Source organism: Pseudomonas graminis (assembly GCF_001705435.1).
GTDB lineage: Bacteria > Pseudomonadota > Gammaproteobacteria > Pseudomonadales > Pseudomonadaceae > Aquipseudomonas > Aquipseudomonas graminis_B.
Genome location: NZ_MDEN01000062.1, coordinates 319,779 through 344,532, shown reverse-complemented (window position 1 = coordinate 344,532; position 24,754 = coordinate 319,779). Strand labels below are relative to the sequence as shown.

Sequence of the window (24,754 nt, the reverse complement as noted above, 5' to 3'; positions counted from 1 at the left end):
GGGTTCCTTCACTCCGGTCTCGCTCCGTGGGCCCGCGCCGAACGGACATCCATGTCCTGACGGCGCTCTCGCCGCATCCATGCGGCTCGACCCACTCCACGAGACCTCCGTTCAGCCTGCACCAAAGTCGCGTTTCGCGGTGACTGGACCTTTTGTGTACGAAGATCAAAAGCAGATCAAAAGCTTCCCGGCTGAAGCCGGTCCCACTAACGGTGCGCGTTGATCGTTCCCACGCTCCGCGTGGGAATGCATCCTGTGACGCTCCGCGTCACCTCCCCCGGCCTGAATGCGCGTTGTCTTCGGGACGCGGAGCGTCCGGGGCTGCGTTACCACGCGGAGCGTGGGAACGATCATGTCGGCGCCTGAGCTGGCCTCTTCCCGGCTGAAGCCGGTCCCACTAAAAGCACCGCGTATACCCGGTAGGACCGGCTTTAGCCGGGAAGCTTTTGATCTGCTTTAGAGGCGCCTTTGATCTTCATACGCAAAAAGTCCAGTCACCGCCAATCGCGACTTGGGTGCAGGCTGAACGCAGGTCTCGCTCCGTGGGCCGAGCCGCATGGATGCGGCGAGAGCTGCCCCCCGCCATGGATGGCGGATGGCAGCGGGCCCACGGAGCGAGACCGAAGTGAAGGAACCCTGACGAAGGAAGGGCCAAACCAGGAGCAAGCACCCTTGGTTACTTGGGGTGCTTTTCCAAGTAACTCGCCGAAGGCGAAACAGTCTGCCCCCAGGCAGACGCTTTTGACCCTGGGGAACACGACAGCATCCAAGCTTGTCGATTAAAGCGAGACCGCGACGCCTCGCTCAACTGAACGATGTCACTCAGGAGCATTGCCCATGTGCAGGAACCACACGCGTAACCCCATTCTTTGCCTCATCCCGCCCTACCTGCTCGACCAGATAGCCCGCAACGGCAACAAAGCCCAGCGGGAAGCGGCCCTGCGCACCCGGGCCAAAGACAACACCTTTCGCTCCCTGCGCCTCAGCGCACAACCCGACCGACGCCTCGTGCACCTGGCCGCAGCCCCCCTCACCGGCAAACGCCGTTCGATCTACACCGCCGACGGCGGCGAAACCCTGCCCGGCACCCTTGTACGCGGCGAAGGCCAACCCGCCAGCGGCGACATTGCCGTCGACGAAGCCTACGACGGCCTCGGCGCCACCTTCGACTTCTTCTTCGACGTGTTCGACCGCAACTCCATCGACGATGCCGGCATGGCCCTCGACGCCACCGTGCACTTCGGCAAAGGCTACAACAACGCCTTCTGGAACTCCGCCCAGATGGTCTTCGGCGACGGCGATCAGTCACTGTTCAACCGCTTCACCATCGCCCTCGACGTGATCGGCCACGAACTGGCCCACGGCGTCACCGAAGACGAAGCCGGGCTCGTCTACTTCAACCAGGCCGGCGCGCTGAACGAGTCCATGTCTGACGTATTCGGCTCGCTGATCAAGCAGTACGCCCTGAAACAAACCGCCAAACAAGCCAGCTGGCTGATCGGTGAAGGGCTGTTCACCGACCAGATCACCGGCACCGCCCTGCGCTCGATGAAAGCCCCCGGCACCGCCTTCGATGACGCCGTGCTGGGCAAGGACCCGCAACCCGGCCACATGGACGACTTCGTCCACACCTACGACGACAACGGTGGCGTGCACATCAACTCGGGCATTCCCAACCACGCGTTCTATCAAGTGGCGACGCGCATCGGCGGTCATGCCTGGGAAAAGGCCGGGCGCATCTGGTATGACGCGCTGCGCGATTCACGTCTGCGCCCCAATGCCGGCTTCGTGCGGTTTGCGCGGATCACCCATGACGTTGCCGGCCGGCTGTACGGTGTAGGCGAAGCGGCCCAAATCGCGGTACAAGAAGGCTGGGCGGCCGTGGGCATTAACGCGCAATGACCCGCCATGACGAGGAACCACCCACATGCGTATCTCATTCAGCGAAAGCGGCGGGGTCGCCTTTTTTCCCGGGCTGAACAAGCCCAACACCATCGAAGTGGACGCCCTGCCCGAACCCGACCAGCGAGAGCTGCGGCAGTTGGTCGACGCGTCCGAGTTCTTCGCGTTGCCGGAAGGTCGGCGCCCGGCCCGTGCGTTGCGCGGCATGCAGCATTACACGCTGACCATCAGCGAAGGCGACCGGGAGCGCACGGTCTGCGTCCCCGCCCCGGTGGAGTCCGGTCCGTTGCAAGGCCTGATGCAGTGCGTCAGGCGCCACGTGTCCGGATAGCCCCCTGACCGCCTGGACCCCTGACTGCGCGCCGGGCAGAACGCTCTGCTCGGCGCTTCACTCCCTTCCCTGCCATCATTTGCCGCCATTCAGGAATCCCTTGCCCTACCTTCACTCGCCCCCTGCCGCTCACACCCAGGCAAAGCCGATGCCCGGCAAACCGTCCTTGTCACCAGAGACCTGCCCATGATGCCTGTCCGCCGTCTGTGCCTGGTCCTCGGCGACCAGTTGTCGTTCGACCTGGCTTCCCTCGCCGAGCTGGACCCCGCACGCGATGCCGTGCTGATGGTCGAGGTCATGGAAGAAGCCACCCATGTCCCCCATCACCCGCAAAAAATCGCCCTGATCTTCAGCGCCATGCGCCATTTCGCCCAGGCGCTGCAGGAGCGCGGCATCATCGTCCAGTACGTGACGCTGGACGATGCGCTGAACACCGGCTCGGTGCCGACCGAATTGCAGCGCTGGCACGCGTCATTGCAGGCCGAGGAAGTCCACGCCACCGAGTGCGGCGACTGGCGTCTGGAGCACTCGGTCAGAGCATGCGGCCTGCCGCTGGTCTGGCACAGCGACACGCGCTTTCTGTGCTCACGCGAAGCGTTCGCCCAATGGGCCAGCGGCAAGGTTCAGCTGCGCATGGAGTTCTTCTACCGCGAAATGCGCCGCAAGCAGCGGCTGCTGCTCAACAGCGACGGCACGCCGGTGGGCGGTGCCTGGAACTTCGACGCCGAAAACCGCAAGGCGCTGCCGAAGAAAGTCTCCGCGCCCTACCCCGCGCGTTTCGCCCCGGACGCCATCACCCGCGACGTGCTGGAACTGGTGGGTGAACGGTTCTCCGGCCACTACGGCTCGCTGGACAATTTCGACTACCCGGTAACCCACGCCGACGCCCAGGCCCTGTGGCAGTACTTCCTCGATTACGGGCTGGCGGCGTTTGGCGACTATCAGGACGCCATGGCCATCGATGAGCCTTTCCTGTTCCACGCGCGCATCAGCGCGGCGCTGAACATCGGCTTGCTCGACCTGCGCCAGCTGTGCAGCGATGTGGAGTCGGCGTACTGGTCGGGCGGCGTCGCGCTGAACGCCGCCGAGGGGTTCATCCGCCAACTGATCGGCTGGCGGGAGTACGTGCGTGGGGTTTACTGGCTGAACATGCCGGACTACGCCGACGGCAACGCATTCGGCAACACCCGCGCGCTGCCAGAGTTCTACTGGACCGGCCAGACCAAAATGAACTGCATGAGCCAGGCCATCGGCCAGAGTCTTGAACACGCCTACGCCCATCACATTCAGCGGTTGATGGTCACCGGCAACTTCGCCCTGCTGGCCGGCATCGCACCCACGCAAATCTGCGAGTGGTACCTGGCGATCTACACGGACGCCTTCGAATGGGTGGAGCTGCCCAACACCCTCGGCATGGTCATGCACGCCGATGGCGGCTATTTGGGTTCCAAGCCCTATTGCGCCAGCGGCCAGTACATCAAGCGCATGTCCGACTACTGCGGCACCTGCGCCTACAAGGTTAAGGAAAGCACCACGGAAGACGCTTGCCCGTTCAATTCGCTGTACTGGCATTTCGTAATGCGCCACAGCAACCTGCTGCGTGCCAATCAACGCATGGGCATGGTCTACAAAAATCTTGATCGGATGACCGAGGCGAAGCAGGACGCGCTGTGGCAAAGGGGCGAGTCGCTGCTGGGCAAACTCGACGCCGGAGAGGCGATTTGAAGAAGAGCGAGCTGCCCGTGAAAACCTGCGTGGTCTGCGGACTGCCGTTCACCTGGCGGAAAAAATGGGCGCGCTGCTGGGATGAGGTGCGTTACTGCTCGGAGCGCTGCCGGCGGGGCAAGCGCTCCGAGTCGTGAAAGGGTTCAATCGGCGTCAGTGGGCCCACACGGGGTGCCCCGCCTGATCAGTGGACCTGTGCGCGACTGGCTCGGCCGATCAGCCTGATCAACAATTGCTGCTTGGGGCCGGCCGTGGTCTCGCGTGCCACCTTGATCAAGTATTCTTGGGGAACGAGCCCGCCCGCTTCGGCCAGGGCTTCGTAATTGGCAAACAGCCGCGAATCGATCGTCGTCTCCTGGGCACATTCGATCAGATAGGCGATTCCGGGATTGGCTTGTTCGTTCACAGTGGATCCTCCTTGTGGGTCAGTTACTTCAAAGGAGAGGCACGCGCGACGGGAGTTCCCACTTTCTGGAAGGGCCTCACCCGAACGGTGGTGCCCGCTCGCCGACAGTCCTGAATATCAGTTTTCGCTTGCCAAAATCCGGTTGCGCCCTTAAACAGAGCGTGCCGTTTCAGCCGCCGCGACGACGTGCCGCGCCCGTTTTGCCTTTTGCGCCTCGCAATCCGGCTACGGGAAAGGCCTGCTGAATCGCCCAGACACCTGCAAATCATGGAGACGCCAGGTAAACCCGATGACAGGAAATACGTCAGACACACTCCCCCGCACCCGTCGCGCACCCAAGGGTGAAAAGCGCCGCGAAGAACTTCTCGACGCCGCGCTGCAACTGTTTTCACTGGAGGGCTACACCGGTTCCTCCATTGCCCGCATCGCCGACATCGCCGGCATCTCGGTGGCGGGCGTGCTGCACCACTTTCCGAACAAGGTCGCCTTGCTGATGGGCGTGCTCGCGCGCCGCGACGAGGTCAACCACAAGGTGATCAGCAGCCTGCACAACGAGCCGACGCTGCAGGGCTTCGTCAGCGGCCTGCGGCAGATCAACCGTTCCAGCGCGACGGCGCCCGGCGTGATTCGCGCGTTCAGCATGCTCAATGCCGAAAGCCTGGTGGAGAGTCATCCGGGGTGGGAGTGGTTTCAGTCTCGCTACGTGACGATTCACGGGCGCATGCGGGCACGGCTCGATCATCTGGTGGCCACCGGCGAGGTGCGTGGGGATGTGGACCTGGATGCGCTCATCCACCAGATACTGGCGATGATGGACGGGTTGCAGCTGCAGTGGCTGCGCTTCCCGGACAAAGTGGATCTGGTGCAGCGTTTCGACAGTTACATGGCCCAGGTCGAGCGCGCTATCCGCGCCTAAAAAAAATGAGGCGATCCGGGCTGGCCGGATCGCCTCACTCTCTGTCACTCGAGCTCAAGTTGCCACGCGGGTTCAGGCCTCAGCCAGCACCGGGATCAGATCCCGACACCGGCCAGTGTTTCAGCCCTTTCCCGTTGTGATCACTCAGTACTCGGTGTTGCCGTCGTAGTCGCTGTTGCCATCGGCTGCGTCGGTGCCTTCGGCCTGATCAAGCACACCGCCGGTCTTCACCGCTGGCAGGGTCACTTTGACCGAGTTCAGCGCCGAACGTGGCAGCGGGTTGCTGGTGGTGGTCGACAGTTCCTGGCGGAACGAGTTGACCAGCTTGGCGTTCAGACGGATGTCGTCCGAGGCCGCGCCCAGGCTGATGTTGAAGGTGTCGGCATCGATCACCCACTGCTTGCTTGCCTCGTCGAAGTACGCCAGCGAACGATCGTTGAGTTCGATGGTGACGTGACGGGTTTCGCCCGGCTGCAGGAAGACCTTCTTGTAGCCTTTCAGCTCTTTGACGGCGCGCTCGACGGTCGGGTTCTGCTGGCCGACGTACAGCTCGGCGACTTCGGAACCGGCACGCTTGCCGCTGTTGGTCAGGTCGAACGAGACCTTGATCGGCGTGTTGCCCACTGCAACGCCCGGGGTGACCGAGATGTTGTTGTAGGTGAACTGGGTGTACGACAGGCCGTGACCGAACGCGAACAGCGGTTTGGTGTTGGTCTTGTCGTAGCCACGGTAGCCGAGCATGGTCAGGTCGTGGGCGTAGGTGATTTCCTTGACCTTGGTGCGTGTGTTATCGAAGGCCGGGAAATCCTTATACAGCGGATTGTCTTCGATGTTGCGCTCGATACTGATCGGCAGCTTGCCCGACGGGTTGACCTTGCCGAACAGGATCTCGGCCAGGGCCTGACCACCGTTCTGACCTGGGTAGAACGCGTGCAACGCAGCCGGAACCTGGTCGATCCAGTCGCTCATTTTCAGCGCGGTACCGCCGTGCATGGTCACCACGGTGTTCGGGTTGGCCTTGGCGATGTTCTGGATCAGTTCGTTCTGGTATTCAGGCAGATCGAAGCTGTGGTCGAAACCTTCACCTTCGTATTCAGCGCTGTTACCGACGGCAACCACGACCGCGTCGTATTGCGACAGGTCGGAAGGTGCGGTCAGCGAAGCGGTCGACATCTGCACGCCCACCAGGCCGCCCATGGTCGACAGGTAGCCGTCACGGCGCGAGTACTCAAGCTTCACGTCGTAGGCCTTGCCGGCTTCCAGCTTGATCTTGCCGGAAACAGGGATGGTCGGCGGAATGCTCTTGTTGGTGATGTTCTCACCGTCGCCGTTGTCGATGACCTTCTCGCCGTTGACCCACAGACGCACAGCGCCGTCGGCACGGATTTTGAAGACCTGGTCGCCGCTGATGGTCGGGGTGACCTGACCGCTCCAGCGAATCGAGGTGTTGGCGGTGTCGCCGTTGCTCGGCACGCTGTCGGTGGACCAGTCCAGGTTGACGTAAGTGTCAATCTGGGTGGCCGAAGGATCGCCGGACCAGGTGGCGTTGTTGAAGTACTCGGTCTTCATGCCCGCAACGCTGTTGCCTTTGCTGTCGGTGGTGGTCCAGTGCATCGCTGTCGGGTCAAGGGACAGGCTGTCGAGGAACTCCACCTGAGCACCCGGTGCGATCTGGCGCAGACCGCTCAGCTCGCTGATGTAACGGGTGGCGTCAACGTGAGCACTGCCGAAACCGGTCGGCGGCGCGTACTTGGCCAGGTCGCCAACGACGGCGATGCGCTTGACCTTGTTCTTGTCCAGCGGCAGCACGTCGCCCTGGTTTTTCAGCAGCACGATACCTTCGCGAGCGATGTTCAGGGCGACCTTGTTGCTGGTAGCGCTGTTCATGTTGTGCGTGGTCAGCGGTGCGAACTTGTCGAACTGGTACAGGTAGATGTTCTTCAGGATGCGGCGGACCTTGTCGTCGATGGTCGCCATGTCCAGCTCGCCACTGTCCAGGTAAGGCTTGAGCACCTTGCTGTTCATCTGGCCGCCCATCATGTCCAGGTCGGTGCCGGCTTGTGCCGCTGGCAGACCGTGGACGACGGCGTTGTAGTCACTCTGTACCAGACCCTTGAAGCCCCATTCCTTTTTCAGGATGTCGGCGATCAGGTGCTTGTTCTCGCATGCGTACTCGCCGTTCACTTTCTGGAACGAGCACATCATCATCGCCACGGTGCTGTTCTTGGTGGCGGATTCGAACGGCGGCAGGGTCATCTCGCGCAGGACGCGCTCAGGCATGACCTGATTCAGGATGAAGCGGTTGGTTTCCTGGTCGTTACCGGCGTAGTGCTTGGCTTCCGCCCAGACGCGACGCTGCTGGATACCGTTGATCACCGCAGGACCCAGGCTGGCGCCGAGGAACGGGTCTTCACCGGAGAGGTATTCGAAGGCGCGGCCGCTCCACGGCATGCGGTACAGGTTCATGCCCGGGCCGGTGACGAACTGGTAGCCGCCGCTGGCGGTGTCGTAGCCTAGGGCGCGGCCGAAATCGATGGCGCGGCGCGGGTTGAAGGTGGACGCCAGGTTCGGGCCGGACGGATAGACCACGCCCGGATCGTTGCCTTCGCTGGTGTAACGGATACCTGCGCCGCCGTCAGCGCCGTGGATCTGTGGTACGCCGTACTGGCTGAGCGGTTTGACGTCCCAGCCGCCGATGCCGCCGATGTAGGCCAGCTTTTCTTCCTGAGTCATCTTCGCCAGGGTTTTTTCTGCGGCTTTGTCCGCGCGCAGTTCCTTGGCAGCGAGTTGCTCTTGGGTGGTGGTGTCGGCTGCGTTGGCGTGGCAGATGGCCAGGCTCAACAAAGCCAGTGCCGAGTGGGCACCGAAAGTTTTACGGTTTCGCATAGGGGACGCTCTCCAAGTACCACCCGCGCTCATTTGTCGCAGTTGACACGCCACAAGCCTTTGTTTTCAGGCAATACGCTGCCTATACCGATATTTCTCGAAAGAACATCGGCGAACGGAAAGTGGCGTTATAACAGGACGATGAGTAAGGGCAATATGATCTTCTGTAACTTATGTTAATGGCGATGAGCCACCCAACTGCACGAGCATTGCCCGAGACGTTTAAATTAAGGCAATTGTTTTCAATTGATGTCAAACAAAATAATCAATCTCGAACAAACTCGACATTTTTTGATACATCATCTGAACTCTTGCTAAACCTACAGGTCTGTAGGTTTAGCAATTTTCACCGCTCACCCCCTGAAACCCCGTAAATACTGGGGTTCGCTCCCCGAGCGAGTGATGAACCTGCGCTGCGAGCCAGCGTTTCGATCATTTCAAACACATGACAAACATTGGAGAAACAACACATGAAACTGCCAGTACTGGGCGCCATCGCTGCACTGACCCTGTCGTTCGCAACTGCAACTATGGCCGCTGATTCCGACACTCAGGAAACTATCTCCGGCGCAGCAGATTCTACCGTCATGACCCAGACGCAAGATGCAAAAGCCGTGAAAAAAGCCACCAAACAGAATCAGGCTGATGAAAACAAGCGTGGCCGTCCGTCCGCTAACACTTCATCTGCGACAAACTAACGCACTGCCGTTCAGTTGCTGTTAAGCAGCATACTGTTATGCACGTTATGTAATTGATCCCCCCCGAGGTCTCGTCAGAGGCCTCTCTTATTTGAACCGGTGCTGTGTCCATTCCCCTGTCCCCTATCAATAGCCAACAACTCACCGCGCACTCGGCCGAAGCGCTGTGTGCCTGGCTGTTGGCCAATGCCGGGCTTAAGACAGGTGATCTGGAACGGGCACAGCGACTGGCCCAGGAATCGGAAGGCAGTTCGCTGACCGAATTGCTGACCCGCTTGGGGCTGGTGTCCGAACTGGACCTGGCCAAGGCGTGGGCCTCAACGCTGCAGGCGCCGCTGCTGCTGGCGGAAAACGTGACGCTGTCCGGCGAGCCGTTGCCAGAGTTGAGCGAGCGCTTTCTGCGCCACTATCGCCTGCTGCCCATCGGCGCCCACGCCGATGGCGTGCACGTGCTGGCCGCCAACCCGGGCAATGCCTATGGGCTGGACGCCGTGGCCTACGCCTGCCAGGCGCCGGTGTACGTGTCGGTAGGCGCTGGCAGCGAGGTCGACGGGCTGATCGAGCGTTATTACGGCCAGGGCCGCTCAGCCATGGGCTCGCTGATCGAAACCCTCGACGAGCACGACGGCGCCAAAGAAGACATCGAGCACCTCAAGGACCTCGCGTCCGAGGCGCCGGTCATTCGACTGGTCAACCTGATCCTGCAGCGGGCCGTCGAGCAACGCGCTTCCGACATTCATATCGAGCCCTTCGAGAGTCAGCTGAAAGTGCGCTACCGCATCGACGGCGTGCTCCACGAAGCGGAAGCACCGCCCTCCAGTTCTTCAGCTGCCATTATTTCGCGACTGAAGATCATGGCGCGGCTGGACATCGCCGAGCGGCGCCTGCCTCAGGACGGCCGGATCATGCTGCGCATTCAGGGCAAAGAGCTGGATTTGCGGGTGAGCACGGTGCCCACCAGTTTCGGCGAGTCGGTGGTGATGCGTCTGCTGGACCGGCAGACCGTCAGCTTCGACTTCCCCAGCCTGGGCATGGACGGCGAGCGCCTGCAGAATTTCCTCGACGTGCTGGAAAACCCCCACGGCATTCTGCTGGTCACCGGCCCCACCGGTTCCGGCAAGACCACCACGCTGTACACCGCGCTGTCACGGCTCAACACCGCCGAGCGCAAGATCATCACCGTGGAAGACCCGGTCGAGTATCAGCTCGAGGGCATCAACCAGATTCAGGTCAAGCCGGCCATCGGTCTGGACTTCGCCGGCGCCCTGCGCTCAATCGTCCGGCAAGACCCGGACGTGATCATGATCGGCGAGATGCGTGACCTGGAAACCTGCCGCATCGCCATTCAATCGTCCCTGACCGGTCACCTCGTGCTCTCGACCCTGCACACCAACAGTGCGGCGGCGAGTATCACGCGGCTGCTGGACATGGGCGTCGAAAGCTACCTGATCGCCTCCACCGTCAAAGGCATTCTGGCCCAGCGGCTGGTGCGCAGGCTCGATCCGCTCACGCGCATCGCCTTCGAAGCACCGCCGGAACTGGTCGCCGAGCACGGCCTGGACCGCTTCACCGATCAGCGTCCCATCACCCTGTATCGCCCCGCCAGCGAATTGCCCGGCGGCGGTTATCACGGCCGCAGCGCCATCACCGAATTGCTGGTGATGAACGAAGAACTGCGCGGCCTGCTGATGCGTCAGGCCGATGCCTCGACGCTGGAACAGGCGGCCCGCCGTGGTGGCCTGCGCACCCTGTATGAAGAAGGCCTGCGCCAGGCGGTGGCCGGCGTGACCTCCCTTGAAGAGGTGCTGCGCGTTACGCGTGGCGACTGATCATGGCCCATTTCAAATACCGCGCTCTGGATGCCGACGGCGTCGCCCAACACGGCACCCTCGAAGCCGCCGATCAGACCGCGGCAACAGCCGTCCTGCACAAACGCGGCCTGTTGCTGCTCAGCCTTGAGGCCAGTACCAACAGCGGCCTGCGTGCGGCCATGCGCCGGGGCGCCATGAACGGCGCGGCGCTGGTGAGTTTGACTCAGCAACTGGCGACCCTGCTCGGCGCCGGCCAGCCGCTGGAACGCGCCCTGACCATCCTCCTCAAACAGACCCACGAGCCCAAGCGTCAGGCGCTGCTCGAACGAATTCGCGAACAGGTCAAGGCCGGTAAACCCTTGAGCCAGGCGCTGGAAGAAGAGCACGGCCAGTTTTCCAGCCTGTACATCAGCATGGTCCGCGCAGGCGAGGCCGGCGGCTCTCTGGAAAACACCCTGCGTCAACTCAGCGAGTACCTGGAGCGCAGCCAGATGCTGCGCGGCGAAGTCATCAATGCGCTGATCTACCCGATCTTTCTGGTGGTCGGCGTGCTCGGTTCCCTGGCCCTGCTGCTGGCCTACGTGGTGCCGCAGTTCGTGCCGATCTTTCGTGACTTGGGCGTGCCGATTCCCTTCATAACCCAGGCGATCCTGTGGCTGGGGGAGTTCCTCAGCGCTTACGGGTTGCTGCTGCTCGGTGCGATCGTCGGCCTGATCTGGACCGTCGCGGTGCTGCGCCGCGATCCGCAACGGCGCCAGCGTCATGACCGACGCCTGCTGTTCATCAAAGTCATCGGCCCGCTGTTGCAGCGGATCGAAGCCGCGCGTCTGGCGCGCACCCTCGGCACGCTGCTGAGCAACGGCGTCGCGCTGTTGCAGGCGATGACCATCGTCCGTCAGGTGTGCGGCAACTACGCCCTGCGCGCCCAGGTCGAGCAAGCCACCGAATGGGTCAAGGCTGGCGGCACGCTGGCCCAGGCATTCGGCGAGCAACCGCTGCTGCCGGAACTGGCCCTGCAGATGATCGAAGTCGGCGAACAGGCCGGCAACCTCGACGGCATGCTGCTCAAGGTCGCCGACGTGTTCGACGTCGAAGCCAAGCGCGGCATCGACCGTCTGCTCGCGGCGCTGGTGCCGAGCCTGACCGTTGTCATGGCGGTGATGGTGGCGGTGATCATGCTCGCCATCATGCTGCCGCTGATGAGCCTTACCAGTAACATTTGAGGAAATACACATGTCCCGATTCAACGCTGCCCAAGGCCGTCGCCAGGGCGGTTTCACCCTGCTGGAAATGCTCGCCGTGATCGTGCTGCTGGGCATTGTCGCCACCATCGTCGTGCGTCAGGTCGGCGGCAACGTCGACAAGGGCAAGTACGGCGCAGGCAAGGCGCAACTCGCCAGCCTCGGCATGAAGGTCGAAAGCTACGGCCTGGACGTCGGCACGCCGCCGGCCAATCTGCAGCAACTGGTGACCAAGCCGGCCAACGCCACTGGCTGGGCCGGCCCGTACGCCAAGCCTTCGGACCTGAAAGATCCGTTCGGCCACGCGTTCGGCTACCGCTACCCGGGCGAGCACGGCAGCTTTGACCTGATCTTCTTTGGTCAGGACGGCCAGCCTGGCGGTGACGGCTACAAGGCCGACATCGGTAACTGGGAATAACATGCGCGCCCTGCCCCGCGCCCGCGGCTTCACCCTGTTCGAATTGCTGGTGGTGATCATTCTGATCGGCATCAGCGTCGGCCTGGTGAGCTTTGGCGTGGGTCGGGGCTTGCACGCGGCCGGTGAGCGTCGGGCGTTGAGCGAAGTGGTGCAATCCCTGCGCGCGGCGCGGGTGCAGGCGATCGTCAGCGGGCAACCGGCGCAGACACGCTTTGACCTGCGCCACGGGCGCCTTCAGGGCCCGCACCTGAAGCCGGTGCAACTGCCCGACGACATGCGCGTGCAATTGCAGACCGCCGACGGCCTGGGCCCGGCGTTCGAGTTCTACCCCGACGGCGGTTCCAGCGGTGGCCATCTGCTGCTGGCCCGGGGCGACAAACACTGGCGCGTCGACATCAACTGGCTGACCGGCAACGTTCAGTTGCGCACGCTCAATTGACGCGTCAGCGCGGTTTCACATTGCTGGAGATGCTTGCTGCCCTGGCGGTGCTGGCGGTGTGCAGCAGCGTGCTGGTGGTGGCGTTCGGGCAGAGCGCGCGGGCCTTGCAGCAGGCGCAACGCAGCGACCGGCTGAGTCTGGCCGCGCGTTCGCTGATTGATGAGTCCAGCGCCGGCCGCTTGCAGCCGGGTCGCACGGAGGGCAAGTGGAGCGGCGTGACCTGGCAGATGGATGTCAGCGCACTGCCCCGCGGCAATGCACCGGCGACGGCCTGGCGCCTGGACCTTGAGGTGAGCGACGGCGCGCGGCGCGCCCATTACAGCAGCCTGCAAGTGCGCAGCTCAGACTCGGGTGCCGGGCAATGAGGCGCCGTTCAATGACGCGCCAATGCCAAGGTTTCACCTTGCTCGAAGTGCTGGCGGTGTTGAGCCTGCTCGGCGTGCTGCTGACCATGGTTGGCGCCGCGATCACCGGTGCCAACCGCGCCATGGCCAAGGCCGAGCGCTACAGCACGCGGCTCGATGAAATACGGTCCACCCAGAATTTTCTGCGCCACGCCATCGGCCAGGCGCTGCCACTGGCGGCCGGCGGGTCCGACCCCGGCCAGGCGCCGGTGTTCGAGGGCGACGCCCAGGCCATGAGCTTTTATGCGCCGCTGCCCGCCACATTGGGCGGCGGTTTGTACCGGCACAGCGTGACGCTGGCGGCCGGTCAGCGTTTGCAGATCAGTCTGGAGCGGTTGAGGGGCCAGGCCTTGCTGCCGGCCGAAGAGCCCCAAGTGCTGTTGCACGACGTGCGCTCGCTGCAACTGAGTTATCGCGGCGTGTCGCCCACCGGTGAATCGACTGCATGGCTGGATCACTGGCCTTGGCCGGGGCGCCTGCCGATCAGCGTGCGCATCGACGCGCAACTGGGCGGCCCCGTGCCTTGGCCATTACAGAGCATCAATCTGCGCCTGGACCTGTCCGGCGAGGCGCACACGTTATGAATGAACGTCGGCAAAAAGGCGTCGCATTGCTGCTGGTGTTGTGGGTGCTGGCGCTGCTCAGTACCCTGCTGGCCGGTTTGCTCGGCTGGGTGCATTTGCAGAACCGCCAGGCCCTGTGGCAACGCCAGCACACCCAAGGGGTGCTCGCCGCTGAAGCCGGGATCGGTATGGCGGTGCTGGCGCAGCTGGACCGCGACCCGGTGCGGCACTGGAAAGCCGACAACCAGCCCCATGAATTGCGTTTCGATGACGCCGCGCTGGCGGTGAGCCTGGGCAGCGAGACCGGCAAGCTCGACCTCAACGCGGCACCGGCGGAATCCTTTACCCGCCTGCTGGTGGCGTGCGGCGCGAATCCGGATCTGGCGCGGCAGGTGGCGCAGGGCCTGGAACAGCGTCGTGGCGGTGGCCGGGCGCCGCTGCGGATGGTCGAGGAAGTGCGCGAACTGCCGGGCATCGGCCAGCCGCTGTACCAGTGCGCCAGCCCGCACGTCACGTTATGGAGCGGCCTGAGCGCGCCGGATCCGCGCATGACGTCGCCCTGGCTGCGGCAAGCGCTGGGGCTGCCCCAGGCCGGGCCCGCAACCGAAGACGCAGGACCGGTTATCAGTATTCGAAGCCAGGCGACATTGCCCGGCGGTTACACCACGACGCTCAACGTCACGTTGTTATTGAACCCATCGAAGGAGGGAGCGCGACCGTATCGCGTTCTGCGTTGGCAAGAATGAAGCAATCACTTTTACAGCAACTGGCGCCCTTGCAGGCCCGGGTGCGCAGTCAGTGGCGCGACAGCCCGGCGCAGCATCTGTGGCAGGCGTGGCTGGACGAGTTGCAGGCGATGCTGCCCGCCAGCGTCCGCGCGCGGCTGATGCCCCAGGTGCGCGAGCGGCTGATCGACTGGCCCCTGCCCGAGCACATTGCCCACGAGACCGGCGAGCGGCTGATCCTGATGCTCCCCGCCGGCATGGTGCTGGCGCAACCGTTGCAACTGCCGCTGGCGGCGCTGCGGGATCTGCACAGCGTGGTCGGCTTCGAGCTGGACAAGTACACGCCCTACCCCCGCGAGCAGATGCATTACGTCGCGCGCGTCACCAGCAAAGGCAAAACCCTGGCGCAGGTGCTGCTGGTGGCGGTGCTGCGCGAGCGTTTGCAGCCGATCATCGACAGCTGCAAGGACCGTGGCCTGTCGCTCTATGCCGTGGATGCGCGCAACGCCAAGGGCGAACGGCTGAATGTCGATCTGCTGCCGGCCGAGCTGAAGCCAGCGACCGCAGGTTCCGCACGCCTGCCGCGCTTCCTTGCCGTGGTCTGCGGTGCGTTGCTGCTGACCTGCATGGTGCTCTGGCTGGATGCGCGTACGGTGCAAGTTGAAGCGATGCAACAGCACGTCGACGAGCAACGCAGCCAGGTGCAAGCCGTACAGAACCTGCGCCGCGAACTGATCAACACCCAAGGCGCCGCGCGCTATCTGGCCCAGCAAAAGGCCGCGCAACCCACCACCTCCAGCGTGCTCGCCGACCTCACCGGTTGCCTGGGCGCTGACACGTGGGTCGAGCAGTTGGAGATTTCCGACGGAGGCAGCGTGTCGATCACCGGCCAGAGCGCCAAGGCCAGTGCCCTCATCAGCCGCATGAAAGACTGCCGCACCCTGACCGACGCGCAGTTCCAGGGGATCATTCAGCCCGATGCGCAGACCGGCAAAGAGCGCTTTTCCCTGCGCGCCCAGCTGCCCAAGGAGGCCGCCGATGCGCCGTGAACTGACCCCGCGCGAACGTCGCGGTGCCGCGCTGATCGCCCTGGCCCTTGTGCTGTGGGCGGCCTGGTGGCTGCTGGTGCAGAGCTGGTTTCTTGATCCGTTGAGCGATCTGCAGGAACAGGCCGAGACCCTGCGCCATCAAGAACAACGCTATGCCGGCGCACTCGCTCAACGCGACAGCCTTGAGGAGCAGTTGCAGGCCGCCCGCCGCGACCCGTCGAGCCGCAGCAGTCTGTTGCCCGGCGAAGACCCCAGCGCAGTGGCCGCCGACCTGATGCAACGCAGCCTCGATCTGGTCAAGGCCCACGCCGATCAGGGCCCCGGCTGCCAGGTGACCCAACGCATGCCGATCACCCCCGAGCGCGACAGTGCCGAGCCCTATCGTCAGGTCAAAGTCAGCCTGACCCTCGACTGCGCCATGGAGCCGCTGGTGGGTTTGCTCCACGAGCTGGAATACGGCCAGCCGTTTCTGTTCATCGACAACCTGAGCATTCGCCGCGCCACCTCGGCCCCGGCCAGTGGTGGCGCCGGCCGCTTGCAGGTGCATCTGCTGTTGCGCGGGTATCTGCAACAGGCCGCGCCGCACAAGGCGCTGCCGTCCAAAGCCCCCGCCGCCGAGCCAGAGACCGACGCCCGGCAGCAGCCTGATCCCGCCGAGCAGGCCGATCTGGATGATCAACCCCAACCACTGACACCGTCCGAGGAGCCTGACGCATGAAGTTCGACTCCCTTACCCTCGCGCTCGGCGCTGTCACGGTCGCCCTCGCCGCCGTTGCCGTCAGCCTGAGCATGGGCGCCGGTCAGGAGATCGACTGGTTGCCGGCCGGCGAAGCCCGTGAAGCGGCACCAACCGCCGGGCCCGCGGCGTTGCCCTCGCTGCCGGCTCAAGAGCTCACGCTGACCTGGCAGCAGTCGATGTTCAGCCCGGACCGCAAGCCTGATCTGGTTACCGGCAAATCCCAGGCCTCGTCCCTGGACGGCATCAGCCTGAGCGGCGTGATCACCGATGGCGCTTCACAGTGGGTGCTGCTGCAACTGCCGCAGAAGCGCCGCCTCAAGCTGGCCGTCGGCAGCACGCTGGACAATGGCTGGACCCTGGATTCGGTCACGCCGCAACACGCCACTTTCAGCCATCAGGGCCAGACCCGCGAACTGCGACTGCCCCTGCTGCGCCTTCCGCCGCCGTCGAAAGTCCCCCCTATTACTCTTCCAAACGTACCCACACCATGAACAATCGCACCCCTGAGTTTTCCCGTCTGCGCAGCCCGTTGTTGTGCCTGGCCACCGCCGTGGCCCTGGCCGGATGCGCGTCCACCCCGGAACGTTTTGAAAACGATCCGGCCCTGATGCAGGAAGCACTCAATGGCACCGGCTCGCAGCGAGGCCCGGTCAGCGATCCGGTCGAAGCGCCGAGTCCGAACAATCCTGGCGCCAGGCCTGCGCCCGCGCGCCAGCAGATCATTCGTGGCAACCAGACCTTCGTGCGCGGTGCCGGTCCGGCCCAGAGTGGCGCGGGTGGAAGAGGCGCGTCGGCGGCGGCTGGTGATATCACCTTCAACTTCGCCAATCAGCCCATCGAAGCGGTAATCAACACCGTGCTGGGGGATTTGCTGCACGAGAACTACAGCATCAATCAGGGCGTGAAAGGCGACGTCAGCTTCTCCACCTCGCAACCGGTGAACAAGCAGCAGGCGCTGTCGATTCTGGAAACGCTGCTGTCGTGGACCGACAACGCGATGATCCGCCAGGGCGACCGTTACGTGATCCTCCCGGCCAACCAGGCCGTGGCCGGCAAGCTGGTGCCGGAGATGCCGGTGGCGCGCCCGGCTACCGGGCTGTCGGCGCGGTTGTTCCCGCTGCACTTTATCTCGGCCACCGAGATGCAGAAGCTGCTCAAACCCTTCGCCCGTGACAACGCGTTCTTGCTGGTCGATCCCGCGCGCAACGTCTTGAGCCTCGCCGGTACGCCGGATGAACTGGCCAACTATCAGGACACCATCGACACCTTCGACGTCGACTGGCTCAAGGGCATGTCTATCGCCGTGTATGGCTTGCAGCGCGCCAGCGTCAGCGAACTGATGCCGGAGCTGCAGAAGATGTTCGGCCCGGACAGCGGCATGCCGTTGGCCGGCATGGTCAAGTTTCTGCCCATCGAGCGCACCAATTCGGTGGTGGCGATTTCTTCCCAGCCGCGTTACTTGAGCGAAGTCGGTGACTGGATTCACACCATCGACGAAGGCGGCGGCAACGAGCCGCAGATGTACGTCTACGACGTGCGCAACATGAAAGCCACGGACCTGGCCAAATACCTGCGGCAGATTTACGGCAACGGCCAGATCAAGGACGACAGCGCGGCCAAGGTCGCGCCGGGCCTGCGCACCCGTTCGCTGTCCTCGCTCAACGGCAGTGGCACCGGCAGCAGCGGCGGATTGAGCGGCAGTGGTCAGGGCCTGAATGGCAGCTCCGGGATGGGCGGCGGCCTGGGCTCGGGCATGGGTGGCGCCAATGGCGGTTTGCAGAACGGCACTCAGCAAGGTGAAGAAGAGCAGGACGGCGAAACCTCCGAGGACAGCGCCGACAGCAGCGGACAGAGCGACAGTTCGGACGCCGCCTCGAGTGGCTCTGGCGCCAGCAAGCGCCTGGACGACAGCACGCGCATCACCGCGCAGCAGAGCAGCAACCAGTTGCTGATCCGCACGCGTCCGGCCCAGTGGGCCGAGATCGAGTCGGCCATCAAGCGACTGGACAACGCGCCGATGCAGGTGCAGATCGAAACGCGGATTCTGGAAGTGAACCTGACCGGCGAGCTGGACCTCGGCGTGCAGTGGTACCTCGGTCGTCTGGCCGGCAATTCCGCCAGCACTACTGTCGCGAACACCGCCGGCAGTCAGGGCGCTCTGGGCGGCGGCGGTGCTGGGCTCGGTGCCACCGATTCGCTGTTCTATTCCTTCGTCAGCAACAACCTGCAGATCGCCCTTCACGCGCTGGAACAGAGTGGCCGCACGCAAGTGCTGTCGGCGCCTTCGCTGGTGGTGATGAACAACCAGCAGGCGCAGATTCAGGTTGGTGACAACATCCCGATCAGCCAGACCACGGTCAACACCTCGACCACCACCGCCACCCTGAGCAGCGTTGAATACGTGCAGACCGGGGTCATCCTCGACGTCGTGCCGCGCATCAATCCGGGCGGCCTGGTGTACATGGACATTCAGCAGCAGGTCAGCGACGCCAACGACACGGCCACTGACGCCAACGGCAACCCACGGATCTCGACGCGTTCGGTGTCGACCCAGGTGGCGGTGCAGAGTGGTCAGACCGTGTTGCTTGGCGGCCTGATCAAACAGGACAACGCCGACACCGTGTCTGCCGTCCCGTACCTGGGCAGCATCCCCGGCCTGCGCTGGCTGTTCGGCAACACCGTCAAGAGCAAGAAACGCACCGAGCTGGTCGTGCTGATCACCCCACGGGTCATCACCAGCAACAGCCAGGCGCGGCAAGTGACCGATGATTATCGTCAGCAACTGCAGTTGATCAAGCCGACGCCGCCGATGAGTACTCGGTAGTTTTGATCGTTCCCGCGCTCCGCGTGGGAATGCCGCCCCGGACGCTCCGCGTCCTTTCGCTGTAGGCTGTTTAAGGTCTGGGGGCGGGATGACGCGGAGCGTCATGGGAGGCATACCCACGCAGAGCGTGGGCACGATCAACCTAAGTCATTGCGCGCTTGGCAATCCACAGGGCCGTGGTAAAACAGGTTTTCAAACGACCCGCTCACCGCGAACTTAAAGGACCAAGGCCCATGCCCTTCGATCTCCATCACCTTCTGCTGGTGTACACCGCCTACATCGTCGGCGCGGCGAGTCCGGGGCCGAGCAACATGCGCATTATGGCGGTGGCCATGCACCGGGGGCGGCGCGCTGCGCTGGTGCTGGCGGCAGGCGTGATCAGCGGGTCGTTTTTCTGGGGTGCGATGGCGGCCACCGGCGTTTCCGCCGTACTCACGCAATACGCCAATGCGCTGACGCTGCTGAAAATCCTTGGCGGCGCCTACTTGCTGTTTCTCGCTTTCAAAGCGGCGCGTTCCGCCATGACGTCGAGTGAACAGGTCGAACGCGCAATCGCGGCTACGCCGGATGTTTCGGGCGTGCGCCTTTACCAGCGTGGCCTGCTCATGCACCTGACCAACCCGAAGGCGCTGCTGGGCTGGGTGGCGACGATGACGCTGGGGTTGGGCGCGCATGCAACGCCGCAGACCGTCGCCGTCATCCTCGCCGGTTGCGCGGTGCTCAGCGTCAACATCTTCTGTGGCTACGCTATTGTCTTTTCGACCACGCCGATGATCCGCGCCTATCGCAGGGCGCGGCGCTGGATCGAAGGCACCCTTGCCGCGGTTTATGCTACGGCCGGCGTCAAACTGTTGTGGTCACGCACGTGAAACTCTCGGCCTCGGGCGAAGACCAACACAGTACCCATGACTGGCGGGTTTGAGCCCGAGAGAGCGCACGCAATTGGACAGCAACGACGGTTTGCATTTTCACGACGACGAACTGGCGCAGGCGCGGCGGTTCAACAAGAAGCTGGCCTGGCTGCCGCGGTTTCGTATCCGCAATCGCTTCACGCCCCTTCTGATCCAATCACTGTTGCGCGTTGGCCAGCTCAATGGCGCAGCCAATCTGGCCCGCCATGGCTTGCACGCTGAAACCACCACGGCGAGTGTCGACGGTCATCGCGTGCCGGTGCGGATCATTCGGCCCAGGGGCAAAGCCAAAGGTGTGGTGCTGGACATTCATGGTGGCGGCTGGGTCATCGGCAATGCGCAGATGAATGACGACCTCAATATGGCGATGGTGCGGGCGTGCGAAGTGGCGGTGGTCTCGGTTGACTATCGGCTCGCTGGCTCAACGCCGGTGGAAGGGCTGATGGAGGATTGCCTCGTCGCCGCGCGCTGGTTGCTGGGTGATGGCTGCCCGGAATTCGCCGGGCTGCCGGTGATCGTCGTCGGCGAATCGGCGGGCGGGCATCTGGCCGGGACGACGCTGCTGCAGCTCCAGGCCTGGCCCGAGTTGTTCAAGCGCGTGTGCGGTGCCCTGCTCTACTACGGCGTGTACGACCTGAGCGGTACGCCGAGCGTGCGCACGGCAGGCCCGGACACGCTGGTGCTGGACGGCCCGGGAATGGTCGAGGCCCTGCGCATGCTCACGCCCGACATCAGCGACGCCCAGCGTCAGGCGCCGCCGCTATCGCCATTGTATGGGGATTTGTCCGGTTTCCCGCCCGCGTTGATGTGGGTCGGCGAGTTGGACCCGCTGCGCGATGACACCCTGCAACTGGCGGATCGCTGGGGCAAAACCGCAGGGGTCGAAGTGCACCTGCTCCCGGAAGCGCCCCATGGCTTCATCCACTTCCCCACCCTGATGGCCGACCGTGTGCTGGAGCATAGCCGCGCCTGGATTCGTCAGCGCATTCAATCTACGGCGGGTTGACCGAATTCGACTGACTGCACGCGGCTTTCTAGCGGGACCTGGCCGTGGCGCAGAATTGTGGGACCGGCTTCAGCCGGGAAGGCGTCGGCAGCCACACCGCCAATTTGAGGGTGTTCATACCGGCCTCTTCCCGGCTGAAGCCGGTCCTACAAAAGCATCGCGTGCATCTAATGAAAACTGGCCGTGACGCGGACCTGTGGGACCGGCTTTAGCCGGGAAGGCATCAGCAGCCACACCGCCAATTTGAGGGTGTTCATACCGGCCTCTTCCCGGCTGAAGCCGGTCCCACTAAAAGCATCGCGTGCATGCAGTGGAATCTGACCGTGACGCGTACCTGTAGACCGGCTTTAGCCGGGAAGGCGTCGGCAGCCCACACCGCTAAATTGAGGGTGTTCATACCGGCCTCTTCCCGGCTGAAGCCGGTCCCACTAACAGCAATCGCAGGGCCCTCCCGCTAAACCCGATCGAACCCCTCGTGCCGTCTCGGGTCTGCTGATCAATCGCTTTCCCGGAGAACCTTCGATGTCCCCGCATCACACCCTTGTCCTGCTCGCACGAGCGGGATATGCCGCACGCGGCGTTATGTACCTGATCATCGGCATTTTCGCCTTGCTCGCCGCCCGCGATTCGTCACGCCCCAAGGACAGCCACAGCAGCCTCGAAGCCCTGTTCAGCCAGCCCTTCGGTCACTTTCTGGTCGGGCTGGTGGTGGCAGGTCTGCTGGCATTCGCGGCCTGGCGGGTGTTGCAAGCCACTCGCGACGTCGACCATCACGGCAGGGAGTTCAAGGGCCTGGTCATTCGCGGCGGCCTGCTCGCCGGCGGTCTGGTCAACGGTGCGCTGGCGTTCTTTGCCCTGGGCCTGTTGATCGACGGCCTGCGCAGTTCCGGCGGCGGTCAAACCGAAGACCTGCTGGCTTACCTGCTGTCGTGGAAACACTCCAATCTGGTCGTCTACCTGGTTGCGCTGGTGCCGTTCGGCGTAGGCATTGCGCATTTCTTCAAGGGCTGGAAAGCGTCCTTCGAGAAGTATTTCGAGGCCGACGATGAAGTCATGAAATACGTGACCCCGGTGTCCCGCTTCGGCCTGATCGCGCGCGGCGTGGCGTTCGTCGAAATCGGCGTGCTGCTGGCCATCAGCGGCTCGAGCTATCAGGCGATGCACCCGCCCGGGCTGAAAGATGCACTCAATGCGCTGCAAAACCTGCCGGCAGGCGGCGTGGTGTTGATGGTCATGGCGCTGGGTCTGATCGCGTTTTCGGCGTACAGCTTTGCCGAAGCCGCCTGGCGCCGGATCAACATGGACGTGCCCGGCATGGCCCAGGCCTGAGCCTCTGCGGGATCAGGCGGTTCAGAGCTGCCGCAGATTGACTGATTGCGGAGTCATCGATCCACAGTGATCGGAACCCCAGCCTGTTTTTCCTCGCGCCCTCGCTCCCTAGCATGGCTCCACTCATTACGGTGGAGCTTTCCCCATGCACGACTTGCCCGTTGTTTCGACCCACGTGACGCCCATGTCCTCGGCGTCCCCCTCCTGGCGCGAGTGGCTGTCGGTGTATTCCGTGGCCTTGGGCGCGTTTGCCTTTGTCACTGCCGAATACCTGCCGGTGGGCGTTCTGCCGCAGATCGCCGAAAGCCTTGACGTCACCGATGGGGTGGCGGGGCTGATGGTCACCGTACCGGGCATCATCGCGGCGATCTCCGCGCCAGCGATCATCCTGGGTGCCGGACGCATGAACCGCCGGCATCTGTTGCTGTTCCTCAGCCTGCTACTGGTGCTGTCGAACCTGATCTGCGCGGTGTCACCGTCGCTGCCGATCATGCTGCTGGGTCGCGGGCTATTAGGGATTTCCCTCGGCGGCTTCTGGGCCGTGGCGATTGCGGCGGCCGGGCGTCTGGTCAGTGAGTCGAGGGCGGCTAAAGCCACGGCGCTGATCTTCGCCGGTATCACCCTGGCGACGGTGTTCGGGGTGCCCTTCGGGACTTTCGTCAGCACGGTCTTTTCATGGCGCATGTCCTTCGTCGTCACCGCCGGATTGGGCCTGATCGCTCTGGCAGCGCAGGCCATCACCCTGCCCTCGCTGCCTTCCAGCGAAGGACTCAAAGCCCGTGCGCTGCGGGCATTTCTGTCCCGGGGCACAGCGCGGCGCAGCATGCTTTTGCTCGGAACGGTGGTCGCCGCGCACTTCACCGGCTACACCTACGTCGCGCCGTTTCTCGGCCAGTACGCCGGGTTCTCGCCCAACGCGATTACTGGGGTGCTGCTGGGTTTCGGGCTGGTGGGCATGCTGGCGAACTTCGCCATGGCCGGGACCCTCACCACGCATTTGCGCGCGTCGCTGGGCGCCGTGATTGTGCTGATGGTGCTGGCGCAACTGGCGTTGCCGCATTTGCAAGGCGTCGGCGTGATACTGGCGGTGCTGGTGTGGGGGGTGGCCTATGGCGCGATTCCGCTGGGCGTCAGCAGCTGGATGCAACTGACCTCGCCGCAGTTGCCGGAAGCCAGTTCGGCGATGCTGGTGACCATGTTTCAGGTGGCGATCGCCTCGGGCTCGCTGTTCGGCGGGCTGATGGTCGATCACCAGGGCGTGTCGGCGGCGCTGTGGCTGGGCGCGGGTTTGGGGCTGCTGGGCCTGGCGGTGATGCTCAGCTTCGGTGTCGCCCGGGCGCCTATCGCTCAAGCGTTGCAGCGCTGAGTCAGCCCTTGAGGATGTTGCCCTTGAAATAGTCGATCAACACCCGCAGCCGAGGGGCGGTCTGCTTCGACGCAGGCCAGAGCATCCACAGGTTGCCGGTGTGGTCGGTGTAATCCCCGAGCACCACCTTCAGCCTGCCGTCGGCCAGCGGCGCGCGGATGGAAAAATCCGGCAGGCAGGCAATCCCGACGCCATCGATCGCCAGATGTGCCAGCGGGTCCGTCGTCGTGCAGGTCAATGCCCGCGAGAGGTTCGGCTGAATGTGCGTGTCGCCGACGCGCAACGGCCAGCGCTCGATCATCCCGGTAGCCGGAAACTTGTGCAGCAGGCAGGTGTGGTGAATCAGCTCGTCGGGGTGCGCCGGCTCACCGCAGCGCTCCAGGTACGCGGGCGATGCCACCAGTTGCAGCTGGAAGCCGCCGAGCTTGCGCGCGGTCAGCCGCGAATCCTGGGGCGCACCGGTGCGGATCACGGCATCGAAACCTTCCTCGATCACGTCCACCATACGGTCGGACATGTCCACTTCCAGCTCGATGTCCGGGTAGGCGCGCATGAACCCGGCCAGCACCGGCATGATCAGTACGTTCTGAATCGGCACGCTGATGCGCACTTTGCCGCGTGGGGTGGCGGACAGCTCATGCAGTTCCAGTTCCGCCGCTTCGACCTCGCTGACGATGCGCTTGCAGCGATCGAGAAACAGCTCGCCTTCGGTGGTCAGCGTCACGCTACGGGTACTGCGGTGGAACAGCCGCACGCCGAGGCGCTCCTCCATGCGCGCCACGCTCTTGCCCACGGCGGACGACGAGATTTCCAGCAGACGCCCCGCTTCGGTGAAGCTGCGGGTTTCGGCCACGGTGATGAACGCCGTGATGCCGCTGAGACTGTCCATCATGGGTGGTGTGCTCTTGGATGGATGAAAGTGATGCATCGTTGGGTGAGACGGGTTGTAGCACTGACTGTGGGGCTGACTCCAGACCGGATTGCGGGACCGGCGATGATCACGACCGTGGAGCGGCTTTAGCCGGAAAGGCGTCGGATGGCGCACTGCAAAAGTGGGGGGTGAAT

At 63.8% G+C, this 24,754-nt stretch carries 23 protein-coding genes and 1 pseudogene; 21 read left to right on the top strand and 3 right to left on the bottom strand.

The features are described 5' to 3' along the window. Positions 1-837 precede the first annotated feature (837 nt). From BBI10_RS13630 to BBI10_RS13615, 4 genes are all read left to right on the top strand, one after another. Positions 838-1,902 (top strand): M4 family metallopeptidase, encoded by a 1,065-nt coding sequence (locus tag BBI10_RS13630; protein ID WP_065989054.1) that lies wholly within the window; start codon positions 838-840, stop codon positions 1,900-1,902. Between the two features lie 25 nt (positions 1,903-1,927). After that, positions 1,928-2,233 (top strand): protealysin inhibitor emfourin, encoded by a 306-nt coding sequence (locus BBI10_RS13625; RefSeq protein WP_065989052.1) that lies wholly within the window; start codon positions 1,928-1,930, stop codon positions 2,231-2,233. A 186-nt stretch (positions 2,234-2,419) separates the two neighbouring features. Continuing rightward, positions 2,420-3,958 (top strand): cryptochrome/photolyase family protein, encoded by a 1,539-nt coding sequence (locus BBI10_RS13620; RefSeq protein WP_065989049.1) that lies wholly within the window; start codon positions 2,420-2,422, stop codon positions 3,956-3,958. Next, complete coding sequence (locus BBI10_RS13615; protein ID WP_065989039.1) at positions 3,955-4,095, top strand: DUF2256 domain-containing protein; 141 nt, start codon at positions 3,955-3,957, stop codon at positions 4,093-4,095. Before BBI10_RS13620 ends, BBI10_RS13615 begins: the two co-directional genes overlap by 4 nt. A gap of 47 nt (positions 4,096-4,142) precedes the next feature. Here the strand turns inward: BBI10_RS13615 and BBI10_RS13610 are convergent, their stop codons facing one another. Then, the gene (locus BBI10_RS13610; RefSeq protein ID WP_065989030.1) at positions 4,143-4,364 is read right to left on the bottom strand and encodes a hypothetical protein; all 222 of its coding nucleotides are present in this window, start codon (positions 4,362-4,364) and stop codon (positions 4,143-4,145) included. A gap of 289 nt (positions 4,365-4,653) precedes the next feature. On the opposite strand from BBI10_RS13610, the gene BBI10_RS13605 reads away from it, so the two are divergent. Continuing rightward, positions 4,654-5,280: a TetR/AcrR family transcriptional regulator gene (locus BBI10_RS13605; RefSeq protein ID WP_065989029.1), complete on the top strand. Its 627-nt coding sequence runs from the start codon at positions 4,654-4,656 to the stop codon at positions 5,278-5,280. A 144-nt stretch (positions 5,281-5,424) separates the two neighbouring features. Here BBI10_RS13605 and BBI10_RS13600 read toward each other — a convergent pair whose 3' ends face one another. Further along, positions 5,425-8,166 (bottom strand): beta-glucosidase, encoded by a 2,742-nt coding sequence (locus BBI10_RS13600; protein WP_065989028.1) that lies wholly within the window; start codon positions 8,164-8,166, stop codon positions 5,425-5,427. A 470-nt stretch (positions 8,167-8,636) separates the two neighbouring features. On the opposite strand from BBI10_RS13600, the gene BBI10_RS13595 reads away from it, so the two are divergent. The 16 genes and pseudogenes from BBI10_RS13595 to BBI10_RS13520 all read left to right on the top strand — a co-directional run bounded on the left by BBI10_RS13595 (position 8,637) and on the right by BBI10_RS13520 (position 23,689). Further along, on the top strand, positions 8,637-8,864 hold the full coding sequence (locus BBI10_RS13595; protein WP_065989026.1) for a hypothetical protein: 228 nt from the start codon (positions 8,637-8,639) through the stop codon (positions 8,862-8,864). Between the two features lie 110 nt (positions 8,865-8,974). After that, positions 8,975-10,693: a type II secretion system ATPase GspE gene (gspE, locus tag BBI10_RS13590; protein ID WP_065989098.1), complete on the top strand. Its 1,719-nt coding sequence runs from the start codon at positions 8,975-8,977 to the stop codon at positions 10,691-10,693. Positions 10,694-10,695: 2 nt separating this feature from the next. Then, positions 10,696-11,898 carry a type II secretion system inner membrane protein GspF gene (gene gspF / locus BBI10_RS13585; RefSeq protein WP_065989020.1) on the top strand — a complete coding sequence of 401 codons (1,203 nt, stop codon included), beginning with the start codon at positions 10,696-10,698 and terminating at the stop codon, positions 11,896-11,898. 10 nt (positions 11,899-11,908) lie between these two features. Next, positions 11,909-12,334 carry a type II secretion system major pseudopilin GspG gene (gene gspG / locus BBI10_RS13580; protein ID WP_065989019.1) on the top strand — a complete coding sequence of 142 codons (426 nt, stop codon included), beginning with the start codon at positions 11,909-11,911 and terminating at the stop codon, positions 12,332-12,334. A 1-nt stretch (position 12,335) separates the two neighbouring features. Continuing rightward, positions 12,336-12,773: a GspH/FimT family pseudopilin gene (locus BBI10_RS13575; protein WP_065989018.1), complete on the top strand. Its 438-nt coding sequence runs from the start codon at positions 12,336-12,338 to the stop codon at positions 12,771-12,773. Beyond that, positions 12,770-13,138, top strand: a complete 369-nt coding sequence (locus tag BBI10_RS13570; protein ID WP_083233109.1) for a type II secretion system protein — start codon at positions 12,770-12,772, stop codon at positions 13,136-13,138. Before BBI10_RS13575 ends, BBI10_RS13570 begins: the two co-directional genes overlap by 4 nt. Before the next feature lie 11 nt (positions 13,139-13,149). Continuing rightward, complete coding sequence (locus tag BBI10_RS13565; protein WP_065989015.1) at positions 13,150-13,761, top strand: prepilin-type N-terminal cleavage/methylation domain-containing protein; 612 nt, start codon at positions 13,150-13,152, stop codon at positions 13,759-13,761. Beyond that, a complete protein-coding gene (locus BBI10_RS13560; protein ID WP_065989014.1) occupies positions 13,758-14,486 on the top strand; it encodes a type II secretion system protein GspK in 729 nt (242 codons plus the stop codon). The genes BBI10_RS13565 and BBI10_RS13560 overlap by 4 nt, the downstream gene beginning before the upstream one ends. After that, a complete protein-coding gene (locus BBI10_RS13555; RefSeq protein WP_065989013.1) occupies positions 14,483-15,514 on the top strand; it encodes a PilN domain-containing protein in 1,032 nt (343 codons plus the stop codon). Before BBI10_RS13560 ends, BBI10_RS13555 begins: the two co-directional genes overlap by 4 nt. Beyond that, positions 15,504-16,094 (top strand): annotated as a pseudogene (gspM, locus tag BBI10_RS13550) (type II secretion system protein GspM); the annotation flags it as partial. The gene BBI10_RS13555 and the pseudogene gspM, both read left to right, overlap by 11 nt. Before the next feature lie 134 nt (positions 16,095-16,228). Then, a complete protein-coding gene (locus tag BBI10_RS13545) occupies positions 16,229-16,744 on the top strand; it encodes a DNA utilization family protein (protein ID WP_065989012.1) in 516 nt (171 codons plus the stop codon). After that, positions 16,741-19,077: a type II secretion system secretin GspD gene (gspD, locus tag BBI10_RS13540; RefSeq protein ID WP_065989011.1), complete on the top strand. Its 2,337-nt coding sequence runs from the start codon at positions 16,741-16,743 to the stop codon at positions 19,075-19,077. Before BBI10_RS13545 ends, gspD begins: the two co-directional genes overlap by 4 nt. Positions 19,078-19,310: 233 nt before the next feature. Next, the gene (locus tag BBI10_RS13535) at positions 19,311-19,946 is read left to right on the top strand and encodes a LysE family translocator (RefSeq protein ID WP_065989010.1); all 636 of its coding nucleotides are present in this window, start codon (positions 19,311-19,313) and stop codon (positions 19,944-19,946) included. A gap of 73 nt (positions 19,947-20,019) precedes the next feature. Then, positions 20,020-20,994, top strand: a complete 975-nt coding sequence (locus tag BBI10_RS13530) for an alpha/beta hydrolase (RefSeq protein ID WP_065989009.1) — start codon at positions 20,020-20,022, stop codon at positions 20,992-20,994. A gap of 522 nt (positions 20,995-21,516) precedes the next feature. Continuing rightward, positions 21,517-22,323, top strand: a complete 807-nt coding sequence (locus tag BBI10_RS13525) for a DUF1206 domain-containing protein (RefSeq protein ID WP_065989007.1) — start codon at positions 21,517-21,519, stop codon at positions 22,321-22,323. Positions 22,324-22,468: 145 nt separating this feature from the next. Continuing rightward, entirely contained in the window at positions 22,469-23,689 is a 1,221-nt protein-coding gene (locus BBI10_RS13520) for an MFS transporter (RefSeq protein ID WP_065989006.1), read from the top strand. A gap of 1 nt (position 23,690) precedes the next feature. Here the strand turns inward: BBI10_RS13520 and BBI10_RS13515 are convergent, their stop codons facing one another. After that, a complete protein-coding gene (locus BBI10_RS13515; RefSeq protein ID WP_065989096.1) occupies positions 23,691-24,578 on the bottom strand; it encodes a LysR family transcriptional regulator in 888 nt (295 codons plus the stop codon). Positions 24,579-24,754: the final 176 nt, after the last annotated feature.

Coding starts and splice junctions, on each gene's coding strand:
- BBI10_RS13630 (WP_065989054.1), top strand. CDS start 838: ATGTGCAGGAACCACACGCGTAACCCCATTCTTTGCCTCATCCCGCCC.
- BBI10_RS13625 (WP_065989052.1), top strand. CDS start 1,928: ATGCGTATCTCATTCAGCGAAAGCGGCGGGGTCGCCTTTTTTCCCGGG.
- BBI10_RS13620 (WP_065989049.1), top strand. CDS start 2,420: ATGATGCCTGTCCGCCGTCTGTGCCTGGTCCTCGGCGACCAGTTGTCG.
- BBI10_RS13605 (WP_065989029.1), top strand. CDS start 4,654: ATGACAGGAAATACGTCAGACACACTCCCCCGCACCCGTCGCGCACCC.
- BBI10_RS13600 (WP_065989028.1), bottom strand. CDS start 8,166: ATGCGAAACCGTAAAACTTTCGGTGCCCACTCGGCACTGGCTTTGTTG.
- BBI10_RS13595 (WP_065989026.1), top strand. CDS start 8,637: ATGAAACTGCCAGTACTGGGCGCCATCGCTGCACTGACCCTGTCGTTC.
- gspF (WP_065989020.1), top strand. CDS start 10,696: ATGGCCCATTTCAAATACCGCGCTCTGGATGCCGACGGCGTCGCCCAA.
- gspG (WP_065989019.1), top strand. CDS start 11,909: ATGTCCCGATTCAACGCTGCCCAAGGCCGTCGCCAGGGCGGTTTCACC.
- BBI10_RS13575 (WP_065989018.1), top strand. CDS start 12,336: ATGCGCGCCCTGCCCCGCGCCCGCGGCTTCACCCTGTTCGAATTGCTG.
- BBI10_RS13565 (WP_065989015.1), top strand. CDS start 13,150: ATGACGCGCCAATGCCAAGGTTTCACCTTGCTCGAAGTGCTGGCGGTG.
- BBI10_RS13560 (WP_065989014.1), top strand. CDS start 13,758: ATGAATGAACGTCGGCAAAAAGGCGTCGCATTGCTGCTGGTGTTGTGG.
- BBI10_RS13555 (WP_065989013.1), top strand. CDS start 14,483: ATGAAGCAATCACTTTTACAGCAACTGGCGCCCTTGCAGGCCCGGGTG.
- BBI10_RS13545 (WP_065989012.1), top strand. CDS start 16,229: ATGAAGTTCGACTCCCTTACCCTCGCGCTCGGCGCTGTCACGGTCGCC.
- gspD (WP_065989011.1), top strand. CDS start 16,741: ATGAACAATCGCACCCCTGAGTTTTCCCGTCTGCGCAGCCCGTTGTTG.
- BBI10_RS13535 (WP_065989010.1), top strand. CDS start 19,311: ATGCCCTTCGATCTCCATCACCTTCTGCTGGTGTACACCGCCTACATC.
- BBI10_RS13525 (WP_065989007.1), top strand. CDS start 21,517: ATGTCCCCGCATCACACCCTTGTCCTGCTCGCACGAGCGGGATATGCC.
- BBI10_RS13520 (WP_065989006.1), top strand. CDS start 22,469: ATGCACGACTTGCCCGTTGTTTCGACCCACGTGACGCCCATGTCCTCG.
- BBI10_RS13515 (WP_065989096.1), bottom strand. CDS start 24,578: ATGGACAGTCTCAGCGGCATCACGGCGTTCATCACCGTGGCCGAAACC.